13 protein-coding genes are annotated in these 14,694 nt (G+C 69.4%); 7 read left to right on the top strand and 6 right to left on the bottom strand.

Going from position 1 to position 14,694, the window contains the following annotated elements:
* Positions 1 to 181 precede the first annotated feature (181 nt).
* The 5 genes from D3869_RS14955 to D3869_RS14930 form a co-directional block, all read right to left on the bottom strand.
* Complete coding sequence (locus D3869_RS14955) at positions 182 to 2,362, bottom strand: xanthine dehydrogenase family protein molybdopterin-binding subunit (protein WP_137140807.1); 2,181 nt, start codon at positions 2,360 to 2,362, stop codon at positions 182 to 184.
* The gene (locus tag D3869_RS14950) at positions 2,359 to 3,360 is read right to left on the bottom strand and encodes an FAD binding domain-containing protein (RefSeq protein ID WP_137140806.1); all 1,002 of its coding nucleotides are present in this window, start codon (positions 3,358 to 3,360) and stop codon (positions 2,359 to 2,361) included. Before D3869_RS14950 ends, D3869_RS14955 begins: the two co-directional genes overlap by 4 nt.
* A 3-nt stretch (positions 3,361 to 3,363) precedes the next feature.
* On the bottom strand, positions 3,364 to 3,984 hold the full coding sequence (locus tag D3869_RS14945; RefSeq protein WP_137140805.1) for a (2Fe-2S)-binding protein: 621 nt from the start codon (positions 3,982 to 3,984) through the stop codon (positions 3,364 to 3,366).
* Between the two features lie 267 nt (positions 3,985 to 4,251).
* Positions 4,252 to 4,749 (bottom strand): lipocalin-like domain-containing protein, encoded by a 498-nt coding sequence (locus D3869_RS14935; RefSeq protein ID WP_137140803.1) that lies wholly within the window; start codon positions 4,747 to 4,749, stop codon positions 4,252 to 4,254.
* A gap of 53 nt (positions 4,750 to 4,802) precedes the next feature.
* Entirely contained in the window at positions 4,803 to 5,636 is an 834-nt protein-coding gene (locus D3869_RS14930) for an SDR family oxidoreductase (RefSeq protein ID WP_137140802.1), read from the bottom strand.
* A gap of 98 nt (positions 5,637 to 5,734) precedes the next feature.
* Between D3869_RS14930 and D3869_RS14925 the strand changes: the two genes are divergently transcribed.
* A complete protein-coding gene (locus D3869_RS14925) occupies positions 5,735 to 6,667 on the top strand; it encodes a LysR family transcriptional regulator (RefSeq protein ID WP_137140801.1) in 933 nt (310 codons plus the stop codon).
* 375 nt (positions 6,668 to 7,042) lie between these two features.
* Here D3869_RS14925 and D3869_RS14920 read toward each other — a convergent pair whose 3' ends face one another.
* Entirely contained in the window at positions 7,043 to 7,957 is a 915-nt protein-coding gene (locus D3869_RS14920) for a LysR family transcriptional regulator (RefSeq protein ID WP_137117438.1), read from the bottom strand.
* 251 nt (positions 7,958 to 8,208) lie between these two features.
* On the opposite strand from D3869_RS14920, the gene D3869_RS14915 reads away from it, so the two are divergent.
* From D3869_RS14915 to D3869_RS14890, 6 genes are read left to right on the top strand one after another with little or no spacing between them, the layout of a single operon-like run.
* Positions 8,209 to 9,543: an acyclic terpene utilization AtuA family protein gene (locus tag D3869_RS14915; protein ID WP_137140800.1), complete on the top strand. Its 1,335-nt coding sequence runs from the start codon at positions 8,209 to 8,211 to the stop codon at positions 9,541 to 9,543.
* Positions 9,544 to 9,546: 3 nt separating this feature from the next.
* Entirely contained in the window at positions 9,547 to 9,891 is a 345-nt protein-coding gene (locus D3869_RS14910; protein WP_094304007.1) for an AtuA-related protein, read from the top strand.
* A complete protein-coding gene (locus tag D3869_RS14905; RefSeq protein ID WP_137140799.1) occupies positions 9,888 to 11,120 on the top strand; it encodes an ABC transporter substrate-binding protein in 1,233 nt (410 codons plus the stop codon). The genes D3869_RS14910 and D3869_RS14905 overlap by 4 nt, the downstream gene beginning before the upstream one ends.
* A 32-nt stretch (positions 11,121 to 11,152) precedes the next feature.
* On the top strand, positions 11,153 to 12,049 hold the full coding sequence (locus D3869_RS14900; RefSeq protein WP_014199347.1) for a branched-chain amino acid ABC transporter permease: 897 nt from the start codon (positions 11,153 to 11,155) through the stop codon (positions 12,047 to 12,049).
* Positions 12,049 to 13,902, top strand: a complete 1,854-nt coding sequence (locus D3869_RS14895) for a branched-chain amino acid ABC transporter ATP-binding protein/permease (protein ID WP_432613429.1) — start codon at positions 12,049 to 12,051, stop codon at positions 13,900 to 13,902. Before D3869_RS14900 ends, D3869_RS14895 begins: the two co-directional genes overlap by 1 nt.
* On the top strand, positions 13,896 to 14,621 hold the full coding sequence (locus tag D3869_RS14890; RefSeq protein WP_137140797.1) for an ABC transporter ATP-binding protein: 726 nt from the start codon (positions 13,896 to 13,898) through the stop codon (positions 14,619 to 14,621). Before D3869_RS14895 ends, D3869_RS14890 begins: the two co-directional genes overlap by 7 nt.
* The last annotated feature ends 73 nt before the right edge of the window (positions 14,622 to 14,694 follow it).

The raw sequence follows: 14,694 nt of genomic DNA, 5'->3' as shown, positions 1-14,694 counted from the left end.
CCACCCCGGCGAACCGCGAGCGCTTCCATCAGCACCGCCAACGCGCTCTGGTCAGTTTAGCCGTGGCTCAGCACGAAGGCGAGCGGTTGGCTATGGCGGTCGGCCCGCAAGTCGTTCTTGATTGATCCGCCGGCCGCACGATCTCCCCGGTGGACCACGCGGCCGAGGACCAGAGCGGACCCTAGAGCAGGTCCTCGATCCGGATCGGCAGATGCCGGATTCTCTTCCCGGTGGCGTTGTGGACGGCGTTGACGACGGCCGCCGCCGCGCCGACCATGGCCACCTCGCCGAGCCCTTTGACGCCCGACAGGTTGAGGCGGGTGTCCGGCTCGTCAATGAAATCGACGTCGATGGCGCCGATGTCGGCGTTGACCGGCACGACATACTCGGCAAGGTCGTTGTTGAGGACGCCGCCGAACCGCGGATCGATCTCGGCGGCCTCGCGCAAGGCGGCGCCGATGCCCCAGACCACGCCGCCCCGGACCTGGCTTTCCGCCGTGCGGCGATTCATCACCCGCCCGCAATCGGCGACGCTGACCACCCGCCGGACCCGCACGCGTCCCGTCGACGGCTCGACATGGACTTCGGTGAAATGCGCGATCCAGCTGAAGGCCAGGAAGTCGGGGTATTCGGGGCCGGTCACCACCGGCATGCCCCGGCGCAGCTGCTCGATCGCCTGCCGGTCCTTGCCGAGCGGCACGGTGTCGACCGACACCTCCAGATAAGGGCGGCGGGTCCGGGCGAGCTGAACTGGGACGGGCTCATCCGACAGCGCCGCTCCGGTCAACTGGATCAGCTCCTCGCGCAGCTTCAAGGCGGCGGCCCGCGCTGCCGGGGCAGCGCTTCCCGCGCCCCAGGAGCCCGCGGTGAGATGCTGAGGGGCGTGGCCGGTGTCGCCGATCCGGATGTCGAGCTTATCGGGGTCGACGCCGAGGACGTCGATCAGCTCCGCGGCGATGACGCTGCGTATCCCCTGCCCCATCTCGTGGCCGGACGTGGCGATCCGGCATTGGCCGCCGGCCGAGAGCCGCAGCGTGGTGACGGAGGGCGTCATCGCGGCCTTGTAGCTGCCGCAGGCGACGCCGAGGCCGATGCGGTCGCCGTTTTCGGCGACCAGGGCGCCCGGCTGGTTCGTCCAGCGGTCCCAGCCGAACAGCGCGGCCCCGCGCCTCAGGCAGTCCGCGAGATGGCGGGACGAGAAGGGTTTGCCGGTGATCGGGTCACGCTGGGTGTCGTTGGCGAGACGCAGCGCGACGGGGTCCATGCCGAGCGCCCCGGCGAGTTCGTCGAGCGCGCATTCGGTGGCGTGGCTGGCCGGATGTTCGTGCGGGGCGCGCTGGTGGCCGGGGGTCTGGGTGTCGACCCGGACGATGCGCTCGCTTCCCCGCCACGCGCCATAATCATACATGCGCGGCGGATTGGCGCCGTGATCGCTGGCGAAGCCGTCGTACCGGCTGTTCTGCTGCACCGTTTCATAAATGCCGGCGAGCAGGCGGCCGTCACCGTCCGCGGCGAGCCGGACGCGATGCCGGCTTTGCGGGCGGTAGGACGCCGTGTGGAACAGCTGGCCCCGCGGCATGACGAGCTTGACCGGGCGGCGCAGCAGGAGGGCGGCGCTCGCCACCAGCACGCTCTGCTCCTGGACGCCGTTCTTCTGGCCGAACCCGCCGCCCGTGAAGGGGCTCACGCCGCGCAGCGCCTGCGGCTCCATCCCCATCATGCCGGCCAAGCCGCCGGCAAAGGCCGCGGCGGACTGCGTTCCCTCGTAAATACGCAGCGTGCCGTCCTCGAACACGGCGGTGGTCGAGATCAGCTCGATGGGGTTGTGATGCTGCTGGGGATGCCGATACTCCACATCGACGACGTGAGCGGCGTTGGCGAAGGCGGCCTCGGCATCCCCGGACGCGAGCGGGCCGGCGGCCTCCGGCTCGGGACCCGCAAGGTCGTCGTCCATCCGCGCGCTGAAGGGCTCCCCGGCGTAGCGCACCGTCACGGCTTCGGCGCCTTCGACCGCCGCCTCCAGCGTCTCGGCGACCACCAGGGCGACCGGTTCGCCCCGGTGGCGGACCTGCGGGGCGGTCATGGGCTGGTAGCCCTTTCCCGGCTGCCCGTAGGCGCCGCGGGCTGCGGGTGTCGTCCGGATCTGCGAAAAATCAACATGGGTGAAGACGCGCACGACGCCCGGAACCTGGAGGGCCGCCGCCGTGTCGATGGACAGGATCCGCCCCTTGGCGATCGTCGCCGGCACGGTCATCGCGTGGAGCAGCCCGGGAAAGGACTGGTCGGCGGCGTACAGGGCACGGCCGAGCACCTTTTCATGGGCGTCGATCCTGGGACGGTCCGCGTTGCGGTTCGGCGTCATTGGCTCTTGCTCCCGGCGATGATGATGGCGTCGGCAAGGGTCCGCGCGCCGAGTTCGATCTTGAAGGCGTTGTGGCGGCCGGCCCGGGCCTCGGCGAACGCCGCCCTGGCGGCCTCCAGCGCCCGTTCGCGATCCAGGGTTTCCCCGCGCAGGAGTGCCTCGGCGGGACGCGCGCGCCAGGGCACGGTGGCCACCCCGCCGAGCGCCACATGCGACTGCCGCACGCGATCGCCGTCCATCTCCAGCGCCACCGCGGCGGACACCAGCGCGAAGGCGTAGGATTCGCGGTCGCGCACCTTCAGATAGGTGGAATTCCGACCGGCGGCGGTCTTCGGCACCGAAATGCCGGTGACGATCTCCTCGCGGCCGATGGTGAATTCGAGGTGAGGCGTCTGGCTGGGCGGGCGGTAGAGTTCGGCGATCGGGATCACCCGGGTTCCGTCGAGGCCCTGCAGCTCGATCGCGGCGTCCATCGCCATCAGCGCGACGGGCCAGTCCCCGGGCGACACGGCGTTGCACGCCGCGCTCGCCCCCAGCACGGCCTGGGACCGATCCAGCCCGCCGACGGCGGCGCAGCCGGAGCCCGGCTCCCGCTTGTTGCACGGGTAGGCGCCGTTCGCGCCGTTCCGGAAATAGGGGCAGCGCGTCCGCTGCAGCAGGTTGCCGCCGACGGTCGCCATGTTGCGCAGCTGCTGGGAGGCCGCCTTCGACAGGCTCTCCGCCAGCACCGGATAGTCGTCGCGCACGACCGGGTGCTCGGCGACGTCCGCCATCAGCGCCGCACCACCGAAAAACAGCCGGTCGCCGCCGGTGTCGATGCGGTCGGCGCCATCGAGGTCGGCGATGTCGATCAGGTGCGCCGGCTTCTCGATGCCGAGCTTCATCAGGTCGTAGAGATTGGTGCCGCCGGCGATGTAGCGGGCGCTTTCGCCGGCCGCGACGAAGGCCTCGATCGCCTCACGGGCCGTTCGGACCTGGACGTAGGACAGGGGCTTCATGGCTCAGCTCCTCTCGATCTGGGGAGCGGCCTGTTCGATCGCCGCGACGATGCCGACATAGGCGCCGCAGCGGCAGATGTTTCCGCTCATGTATTCCTTGATCTGCTCCGGCGTCGACGCGTGCCCCTCCTTGACGCAGGCGATCGCGGCCATGATCTGGCCGGGCGTGCAGTATCCGCATTGCAGGGCGTCGTGATCGATGAAGGCCTGCTGCATGGGATGAAGACCGTTCGCCCCGGCGATGCCTTCGATGGTGGTCACGTCGCGGCCGTCGGCCTTGGCGGCCATGGTCAGGCAGGAGGCGACCCGGCGGCCGTCCATATGGACCGTGCAGGCGCCGCATTGACCGTGGTCGCAGCCCTTCTTCGCGCCGACGAGGCCCAGCCGCTCGCGCAGCAGGTCCAGCAGGGACGCCCGGGCATCGATGTCCAACGCCGTCGGGCGGCCGTTGACGCGGAAGGACAGGTGGACCGTCATGCCGTTCTCCGGTGAGGGTTGCGGAGCGGCTTGCTGGGCGAGCCCGGCGGTGGGCAGCATCGCGCCGGTCAACGAGACGATGGTTCCGGCCTCCAGAACCTGCCGGCGGGTGAGGTCGAAAGGTTGCCTGTCTTGCGGGTCCGACATCGGAACTCCCTCAGTGATTGCACCATGTTGGCCGCCAGCCGCGGGCGGACGGGCGCCTCGGGATCGCAGGTCATTGAGAGTGGTTCGCGATGGCTGGGGAAATAAGGCGCCGCATCCTGATCGGACTGGTAAGCTGCGCTTTGCAATCAAGCGGGGCCGGCGATGCGGGCCGCGCCGACGGGCGTTCACGAGGCCATTCGGGCGGCGAGCATCGTCGGCGAATGGTGCGCGGTCAGCCCGGTGACCGGCGGGCTCCGTCCAACGGCCTCATTGGACGCGCGTCCACTCGATCCGGATGCGCGTACCGTCTGGCCGTTGAAAATGTTCCGTCATGCGGTCACCGGCCACGATGAGTGTGAGTTGGTCCCGGGTGCGGGTGCTGCCAACCCAGTTCGGAAACGTCGCTCCCTCAACATGATTGCCGCTGAATTCACCTTTTTCATCAACGGTGTAGGTGCCAAAGAACCCGATGTTGCGCGACATCGCGGAGCGGTTTTCGTCATCGGTTCCTTCGCCGCGGGCGTCCGAGGCGAAACGCGGGGTGTCGGCATCGGTGAGGACTTCCACGAACCGCATGTCCGGGGTGAAGACGAGAAGGCCGTTGGGCCTCGCTCCATAGGCCGGAATGTTTCGACCGTCCGGATCGATTGTCGCCGACAGCATCCTCCACGTGCCGACCACTTGGTTTTCCGCTTCCGGCTGCGCAAACGCTGGAGCAGAGGCGAGGCCGATGGCGAGAGCGACGGTTGCGGGTCGTATGAACATGATCCTGTCCTTCACGGGTGATGATGCTTGGGGGCTTTGCCGGTCGCCGCCGGTCAGAGATCCGGACGATCGGCGGACATCGCCACCTCCCGCTGTGCCTCAAGAGCCGCCAGCCGCGCGGACAGGGCCTGCGAGATCGATGTGTAGGCGGTGCTGCCCAGCGCCAGGCGCAAAGGCGGCGTCGCGCTGTCGGCCGCGGCGATCATCGCCGCCACGGTTCGCGCGGCATCGCCTTTCAGCACGAAACTGCCATCGCCGATCGCGCGCCGGATGGCACCGGCGGGTGTTCCCTCATAGTCGGCCATCGCATCGGCACGGACGAGGTTGGCCGCGAAGTTCGTGCCCGTCGGGCCGGGCTCGGCGATGATGAACGCGATTCCGAAGGGCGCCACTTCCTGCGCGACGGACTCGATGAAGCCTTCGATGCCCCACTTGGTGGCGTGATAGAGGCTGAAGCAGGGGTAGGCGATTTGCCCGCCCTCGGAGGACACCTGCAGAATGCGCCCGCCTCCCTGCCGGCGGAGGTGGGGCAGCGCGGCGCGGATCAGCTGGATGGAACCGGTCAGGTTGGTGGCGATCTGCCGGTCGATCTGCGCGTCCGTGAGTTCCTCGGCCGCGCCGAACAGGCCGTATCCCGCGTTGCTGACGACCACGTCGATCCGGCCGTACCGTTGAAAGGCGCTGTCGACGGCCGTTTGAAGGCCGGCCCTGTCCGTCAGATCGAGCCGAACGACCTCAAGCCTTCCGCCATACTGTCGCTGCAGGTCGGCCAGAGCGTCAGAGCGCCGCGCCGTGGCGATCACCCGGTCGTTCCGGGCGAGCAACGTCCGCGCCATTTCAAGACCAAGGCCCGACGACGCGCCGGTGATGAACCATGTTTTCGACATGCGGATTATCTCCTGTTCCGGTCATTCCCAATGTGGACCGGGACCATTGGCGCGATAAGATCGCCAGCGTGGGATGATTTGGTGAGGAAATTCGACGAATGGACCGCCCCAGTCTGAACGATCTGGCGGCGTTTGCCGCGGTCGCCAGCCACCGCAGCTTCCGCAAGGCCGCCGACGCGATGGGCGTGTCGCGTTCGGCGCTCAGCCACGCGATCATCGGGTTGGAAAGCAAGCTGGGCATCCGCCTGCTGAACCGCACGACGCGCAGCGTGTCGTTGAGCCAGGCGGGCGCCCGGTTGCTCGCGCGGCTCGATCCGCTTCTCCAGGATCTCGATCAGGCGCTTGACGCGCTGTCCGAGGAGCGAGGGGCGCCGAGCGGAGAGTTGCGGATCAATGCGAACAAGAGCGGCGCACGCATCCTTCTCCAGGTCGTCGTCCCGAGATTTCTCGAACTGTATCCCAGGGTCGAACTCGATCTCGTCTCGGAAGGCCGGCTGGTCGACATCGTCGAACAGGGCTTCGACGCCGGCGTCCGCCTTCTGGAGGCCGTCCCGCAGGATATGGTCGCGGTGAGGTTCGGCGGTGACGTCCGCTTCATCGCCGTGGCCGCTCCGTCCTACCTTCAAGGCCGGGAGCCCCCCAACACGCCCGATGATCTGCACGCCCATTCCTGCATCCGCCAGCGACTGTCCAGCGGGAAACGCTACCGGTGGGAGTTCTCCAAACGCGGCGCCGAAATTGCGGTCGACGTCCCGGGGACACTCACCCTCGACGACAACGACCTCCTGGTCGAGGCGGCCGCCGCCGGGCACGGCATCGCCTATGTGCCGGAACACTTCGCCCGATCCTGTCTGCAAGCGGGGCGGCTGGTCACCCTTCTGGATGACTGGTGCCCGCCCGTCCCCGGCCTCGCGCTCTACCACCCGCGCAACAGGCACGTGCCGTCGCCGCTTCGTGCCTTCATCGACCTGCTGAAGGACATGGACCGGGCAGAATGGACGCGAGGCACCACAGCCGCAAGCGGAGCGTGATCGCACCGGATCAGGCGTTGACAGCGGGCTTCCAGTTCCAGGGGAGGAGATCAGCGAGGCGGCCGACGGGGGAGCCGTTCGCCCTGCGCTCCACGGCGTCGCGCAGGCAACGGGCGAGGTGGTCCCGGACCTGTTCAGCCGCAATCCGGTTGGGTGGGCGATGCGCGGCCACCTGCGCAGCGCATTGCCAAGACGCCTCGGCGGAGCAGCGCAAAGCCTTGAAAGAGCACGGCATCACCCAGTCGATGGGCCGCAAGGGGAACCGCTGGGACGACGCGCCGATGGTAAGCGTCGTTGGACGTCTGAAATCGGAACTCGTCCACCATCGACGCTACCCGACACGCGAAGACGCCAAAACGATGCTCAAAGCGCCGTTCACCCCTCGCGGTGGAACGTCCTGCAATCGTTCAGGACACAGCAGAGGTGATCGAGGAACGCTTCGGCCAGCGGCGGGAGGGAACGCCCCGTCTTGCGGATGACCCTGACGGGACGAGAAAAGCCGACCATATCGATGGGGCGCGAACGCAACGCCGGCTCAGCGGCAATCTCGCGCGCGGAGCCCGGCAGGATCGTCAAGCCCAACCCCGCCCGCACCATGGCGATCGCCGTCATCATATAGGTCGCCTCGCAAACCGGCTTGGCGATCCGTCCGGCGGAGAGGAACGCCTCGTCGACGATCTCGCGGACGCTGGTCGCCGGGTCCATCAGCACCAACGGCACCTCGGCAAGCGTCTCGATGGTCACCCGCGGAAGATCGCCAACGGCGTGGCCTTGCGGGAAGACGATGTGCATCCGGTCGCGCACCTCCAGCACCGTGTCGATGTCCTGCCCCTTCGCCTCGCCCCCGGTGATTCCAAGATCAACCTCCTCCGACCGGACGAGCCCGAGCACGCGGCTGGCGATGACGTCCTTCAGGACGAAGGTCACGCCGGGATGACGCTCACGGAAGGACTGGATGGCGTCGGGCAGCACCCCCGCCGCGATGGTCGGCAGCGCCGCCACGCGCACCACCCCGCGCCGCATGGCGGCGATCTCATGCGTGTCGACCACCACCGCGTCCAGGTCGTGGACCATGCGCTGGAACACCGGAAGCAGTTCGCTGCCGATGCGGGTCAGCTCGACGGAGCGGGTGTTGCGGTCGAACAGCTTGACCGCCAAAGCCTCCTCCAGCCGCCGGATCTGCACCGTCAGGGTCGGCTGGGCGACGTGCAGCGATTCCGCCGCCCGCGTGAAGCTGCGGGTCTGCGCGGCGGCGAGGAAGGCGCGTATCTGGCGGAGGCTGAGATCCATAGCTCAACTCTATTACTGGCATTGAATCAATTCAATTGTTTGTGCGAACAATCTCGGCAAGGATAATCTGCATACAGCGGAATTCAGCCGCCCGCCGGTGCGACGCGCCGGAGCGGCCGAACCGGAACGAACAAGAATGCAGGGGGGAGACCATGCCAGCCTCGATCACCGGCGGCGCCGACGCCGCCATGGGCGCCGCCATGGGCGCTGCCGCGTCCCGCGCCATCCCTTCGCCGCGCTGAGGACCGTCGATGCACCGCATCAGGATCGGGTCCGGCGCCGGCTATTCCGGCGACCGCATCGAACCGGCCATCGATCTCGCCGAACGGGGCGGCCTCGACTACCTCGTCTTCGAATGCCTTGCCGAGCGGACGATCGCCCTGGCCCAGCAGGCGCGGCAGCGCGACCCCGCCGGGGGGTACGACCCGCTGCTGACGGTGCGCATGACCGCCGTGCTCGGCGCCTGCCGGCGCAACGGGGTGCGGCTGATCACCAACATGGGAGCGGCCAACCCGCTCGGCGCCGCCGAGGCGACGCGGGCCGTCGCCCGCTCCCTGGGGCTGGACGGGCTGCGGATCGCCGCCGTGACCGGGGACGACGTGCTGGCGGTCGCGCGGGAACTCGACGTCGCGCTGGAGGACGGCGGCACCCTGCGCGGTCTCGGCGACCGTGTGATTTCGGCCAACGCCTACATCGGCGCCGGCCCCATCGTCGAGGCGCTGGCCGCCGGCGCCGACGTGGTCATCACCGGACGGGCCGCCGACCCGGCCCTGTTCCTCGCTCCGATGGTCCATGAATTCGGCTGGCGGATGGACGATTGGGACGCGCTGGGGCGCGGCACCATGGCCGGGCATCTGCTGGAATGCGCCGGGCAGGTGACCGGCGGCTATTTCGCGGACCCCGGCGTCAAGGACGTGCCGGAACTGGCCCGGCTGGGCTTTCCCATCGGCGAGATCGACGCCGACGGCACGCTGGAGCTGACCAAGCTGCCGGGAACCGGAGGCTGCGTCACGCCGGCCACCGTGAAGGAACAGCTTCTCTACGAAATCCATGATCCCGCCCGCTACTACCAGCCGGACGTGGTCGCCGACTTTTCCGCCGCCCGCGTCGAGGGCGACGGGCCGGACCGGGTGCGCGTCCATGGCGGGCGCGGCGCCGCGCGGACCGGGCTTCTGAAGCTGTCCATCGGCTACATCGACAGCTGCATCGGCGAGGGGCAGATCTCCTACGCCGGACCGGGAGCGGTCGAGCGCGGGCGGCTCGCGCTGGACATCGTGCGCGAGCGGCTGGCCCTGACCGGCGTGCGGACCCAGGAATTGCAGTTCGACCTGATCGGCCTCGACGCGCTGCACGGCGACCGGCTGTCGCGCGGCCACGCGCCCTACGAGGTCCGCCTGCGGGTGGCCGGGCGGACGGCCACGCTGGAGGAGGCGGCCCGGATCGGGAACGAGGTCGAAACGCTCTACACCAACGGCCCGGCGGGCGGCGGCGGCGCCTGGAAGTCGGCGCGCGAGATCGTCGCCGTCGCGTCCGCCCTGCTGCCGGAAAGCGCCGTGCGCACCACGGTCACCCTGCTGGAGGCGTAAGGCATGAAACTCCGGGACATCGCGCACGCCCGCTCCGGCGACAAGGGCAACATCTCCAACATCTCGGTCATCGCGCTGGACGAGACCGACTACCCGTTCCTGGCGGAGCATCTGACGGCCCAGAGCGTCGCCGCGCATTTCCAGGGAATCGTGACCGGAACGGTGACCCGCTACGAGCTGCCGACCCTGGGGGCGCTCAACTTCGTGCTGACCGGGGCGCTCGGCGGCGGGGTCACCCGCTCGCTCGCCCTGGACGCCCACGGCAAGGCGCTGAGTTCCGCCCTGCTCGATCTCGAACTGCCGAACCGCAACCGGCAGAACAACCAATATGGAGGGGAACGCCCATGACCAAGAAGAAGACAGCGTCCACGAATACGGCGCCCGCGCGTCGGCGCCTGACGGCGCTCCTGGGCGCCGCTGCCGCCGTCCTCATGACCACTTCGCTTCAGGCCCAGGCCGCCGACCCGATCAAGATCGCCTACAACGGCGACATCTCCGGCTCGCCGTCGGCGGAATCGGGGCAGATCGGCGTGCTCGGCATCGGCGCCGCCGTAGAGGACATCAACAAGCGCGGCGGCGTTCTGGGCCGTCCCCTGGAATTCCTGGTCCGCGACGACCTGGGCCAGCCGCCCAAGGCGATCCAGAACATGACCGACCTGATCGACCGCGAGAAGGTCTCGGTCGTCTTCGGCCCGACCAACTCGGGCAACGCCCTGGCCTGGAAGCACATCGCCAACCAGAAGCGCATGCCGGTGCTGGTTTCCAGCGCGTCGAGCACGGCCATCACCGAGGGGCCGGCGAGCGGCAACTACCTGTTCCGCGTCTCCATGGTGGACCGCGAGCAGGCCGCCGCCCTGCTGGCCTACGTGAAGAAGAACCCCGAGGCGAAGGCGGTCGGCTTCTTCGTGGAGACGACCGGCTACGGACAGGCGGGGCTGAAGGACCTGGAGCAGATCGCCGCGCTGCACGGCATGAAGCCGGTCTCCATCGAGAAGTTCGACGCCCGCGACACCGACATGACCTCGCAGCTCTCCAAGGCCAAGGCGGCGGGGGCGGACACGCTGGTGGTCTGGGCGCAGGCGGCCCCGCTCGGTCATCTCGTGCGCAGTATGGAGAAGCTGGACTATTTCCCGAAGGTCTTCACCACCTGGGCGGCGTCCTTCAGCGGCTTCCCCGAGGTCGCCGGGCCGAAGCTGATGGAGTGGCCGGTCTTCCTGACCACCTCCAGCGAGCGCAAGTCGGCGGAGGCGGACTCGCTGTTCGCGCGGATCGGACCGAAGCTGGCCAACCCGTCGATGTTCTGGGCGGCGTCGCAGGCCTACGACACGGTCCTGCTGTGGGCCGCGGCGGCCGAGCAGGCCGGCGACACCAAGGGCGAGGCGGTGCGCGCCGCGCTGGAGTCCCTGAACAAGCCGGTCGCCGGCATGGTCAAGACCTACGACAAGCCCTTCTCCGCCACCCAGCACGAGGGGCTGACGGCGGCGGACTACCACTGGTCGCGCTGGAAGGACGGCAAGGTCGTCGATTTCAACGACCCGGTGCTGGCCGGGCTGCAACCGGCGGACTTCAAGAAGTGACGCGGCCCGCCAACCGTCACGGAGGGTGACTCATGCTGCAAGCCATCATCGGCGGGCTGACGCTGGGCAGCGTCTACGCCCTGATCGCCCTCGGCTTCAACCTGACCTACACCACCACGCGGACGCTGAACTTCGCGCAGGGTGACTTCGTGTCGGTCGGCGCCTTCGTCGGGCTGGGAACGGTGGGGGTGCTCACCGCGGCGCTCGGCGCCGACGCGGTCGGCTATGTCTGGCTCTACGCGCTGGCGGCGGTCGCCGCGGCGCTGGCGATGGGGGTGCTGGGGCTGCCGCTGTATCTGGCGGCGATCCGGCCCTTCGCCGGCAAGCCGGGCATGTCCTGGGTGGTCAGCACGATCGGCTTCGGCATCGTCCTGCAAAGCGCCGCCCTGTCGGTGTGGGGGCTGGGGGCGCGGATGCTGCCCGCCCCCTTCGGCGACGAGGTGTTCCGCGTCGGCGAGGCCGGCTTCCGCTCGCAGGAGTTGGTGGTGCTGGTCCTCGCCTTCGCCATCCTGGGGGCGTTCGACCTCGCCATGCGCCGCACGGCCATCGGCCGCTGCATGCGGGCGGTGGCGCTGAACCGCGACGCCGCCGCGCTGATGGGCATCGACGTGCCCCGCGTCATGGCGATGGCCTTCCTCGCCAGCTCGGCGCTGGCCGGGTTGAGCGGGGTGCTGGTCGCGCCGATCCTGTCGGCCTCCCTCTTCATGGGGGTCATCATCGCCCTGAAGGGCTTCTCCGCGGCGATCATCGGCGGCCTGACCAACCCGCGCGGCTGCATGGCCGGTGGCCTGCTGATCGGTCTGGTGGAGTCCCTCACGGCCCTGTGGAGCGCGCAATGGCGGGAAATCATGGTCTTTCTCCTGGTCATCCTGGTGCTGGCCATGGCGCCCAACGGCCTGTTCGGCCGGAAGCTGGTGGAAAAGGTATGATGGAGGTGTCCACATTCCGGCCGGCGGTCCGCCGCTCCGCCCTGCTGCGGGCGGCCCCGGCCCTGGGCATCGGCGCGGCGCTGGTGGCGCTCGCCCTGACGCTGAGCAACGATTTCTACCTCTACGTCGCCTTCATGGCCGGCGTTTACTACATCTGCGCCTCCGGTATGAACGTGCTGGCGGGCTACGCCGGGCAGAAGTCGCTCGGGCAGGCCGGACTGTTCGCAGCGGGGGCCTACACGGTGGCCCTGCTGACGACGCGGCTGGAGATTCCGCCGGCGCTGGCGCTGGCCGCCGCACCGCTGGTGGCCGCCGCGGTGGGGGTGCTGATCGCCCTGCCGTCGCTGCGGGTGAAGGGACCGAGCCTCGCCCTGGTCACGCTGGCCTTCGGGCTGGTGGTGGAGAAGCTGGTGACCGAATGGACCGACCTGTTCGGCGGCGCCCAGGGCATCTACGGCATCGCCCCGCTGGCGCTGGGGGACGAGCCCTTCGCGCTCAAGCACTGGGTGGTCCTGGTGATCGTGCTGGGGGTGGCGGTCCATCTCGCTTTGTCCCATCTGCTGAACGGGCGGTTCGGGCGAGCCCTTCTGGCTTTGCAGAGCGACGAGATCGCCGCGGAGTGCGCGGGCATCTCGGTCTACCGCTACAAGACGCTCGCCTTCGTGCTGGCCGCCGCGCTGTGCGGGCTGGGGGGCGCGCTGGTGGCGCAGCAGAACCAGTATTTCAATTCCGACTTCGTGACCTTCCACCTGTCGGTCTTCATCCTGCTGCTGGTGCTTCTGGGCGGGGCCGGCAACATCTACGGTCCCATCGCCGGTGCGGCGATCCTCACGTTGACCGAGGTGTTCCTGGCGCAATGGCCGTCGGTGCAGCACTTCATCTACGGGGCGATGCTGCTGTTCGCGCTCTACCTGATGCCGACGGGCGTCGCCGGCGCGATCGCGCGCGTCCTGCCCCGCCGGTCGGCGGCGCTGGACGGGCTGGAAGTTCCCCCCTTGGTGGCGATGGAGCGCGGCCGGGCGGAACCGTCCGCCGGTCCCCTGCTGGCCGGTCCTCTGCTGGAGGTGGCCGACGTCAGCAAGGCGTTCGGCGGCGTGGTGACCGCCGACAAGGTCGGGCTGCGGCTGCACGCCCACCGGGTTCATGCCCTGATCGGCCCCAACGGCGCCGGCAAGAGCACCCTCATCAACATCCTGACCGGCGTGATCTCCGCGGATTCCGGGACGATCCGGCTGGCCGGTCAGGACATCACCCGCGGCACGGCCCACGCCCGCGCCGCCCGCGGCATCGCCCGCACCTTCCAGAACCTGCGCCTGTTCGGCTCCATGACGGTGCTGGACAACGTGCTGATCGGCGCCCACGCGCGGATCGGCGTGACCGGGCGGGAGGAGGACGCCGTCGCCAAGGCGAAGGCCGTCCTGGACTTCGTGGGGCTGGGCGAGCACGCCGGGGCGCTGGCCGGCAGCCTGCCCTACGGCCTGCAACGCCGGGTCGAGCTGGCCCGCGCGCTGGCCGGCGACCCGGTCCTGCTGCTGCTGGACGAGCCCGCCGCCGGCCTGAACCCGCGGGAGACCGCCGAGCTTGGGCAGCTCATCAAGCGCATCGGCCAGCTCGGCGTCGCGGTGCTGATGGTGGAGCACGACATGGGGCTGGTGATGAGGATCTCCGACGAGATCGTCGTCCTCGACCGGGGCGTGGTGATCGCCGAAGGCGCGCCTCGCGACATCCAGACCAACCCCCGCGTCATCGAGGCCTATCTGGGACGCGAGGACAGCCCGGAACCGGATGGGCCGGAACCGGATGGGCCGGAATCGGACGAGCCAAACCCGGACCAGGAGGAGCGCCCATGCTGACCGTCGCCGACCTGAGCGTCTCCTACGGGCCGATCCGCGCCTTGCGCGGGGTGTCCATCCGGGTCGGGGCCGGCGAGATCGTCGCCCTGATCGGCGCCAACGGCGCCGGAAAGAGCAGCCTGCTGCGCGGCATCACCGGTCTCGTCCCGGCGGCGGGGCGGGTGACCTTCGACGGCCGGCCGATCGACGGGCTGAGCACCCCGCAGCGCGTCGCGCTGGGCGTCGCCATGGCCCCGGAGGGACGGCAGATCTTCACCGACCAGACGGTCCACGAGAATCTGCTGCTCGGCGGGCATCTGCTGCGCGGTCAGCCGCAGCGGATCGCCGCCAACATCGACCGCTTCTACGCGCTGTTTCCCCGGCTGTTGGAACGGCGCGACCAGATCGCCGGCACGCTGAGCGGCGGCGAGCAGCAGATGCTCGCCATCGCCCGCGCCCTGATGACGGAACCCAAGCTGCTGATCCTCGATGAGCCCTCGCTCGGGCTCGCGCCCATCATCACCGCCGACATTTTCCGGACGCTCGTCGGCCTGCGCCGGGACGGCATGACCATCCTGCTGGTCGAGCAGATGGCCAACCAGGCGCTGGCCATCGCCGACCGCGCCTATGTGCTCGAAGGCGGGTCGATCGTGCTGGAGGGCGCCGCCGCCGCGCTGCGCCGCGATCCCCGCATCCGAGAGGCCTATCTCGGCGGCGACTTCGCCCATCGCGCGGCCTGACCGGCGGCGCCTGTCCCAATCGGCCGCCGACCGGCGGCGCCTGTCCCAATCGGCCGCCGACCGGCGGCCCAGC

The organism is Azospirillum brasilense (genome assembly GCF_005222205.1).
Taxonomy (GTDB): Bacteria; Pseudomonadota; Alphaproteobacteria; order Azospirillales; family Azospirillaceae; genus Azospirillum; species Azospirillum brasilense_G.
This window is presented reverse-complemented; position numbering and strand designations above follow the sequence as displayed.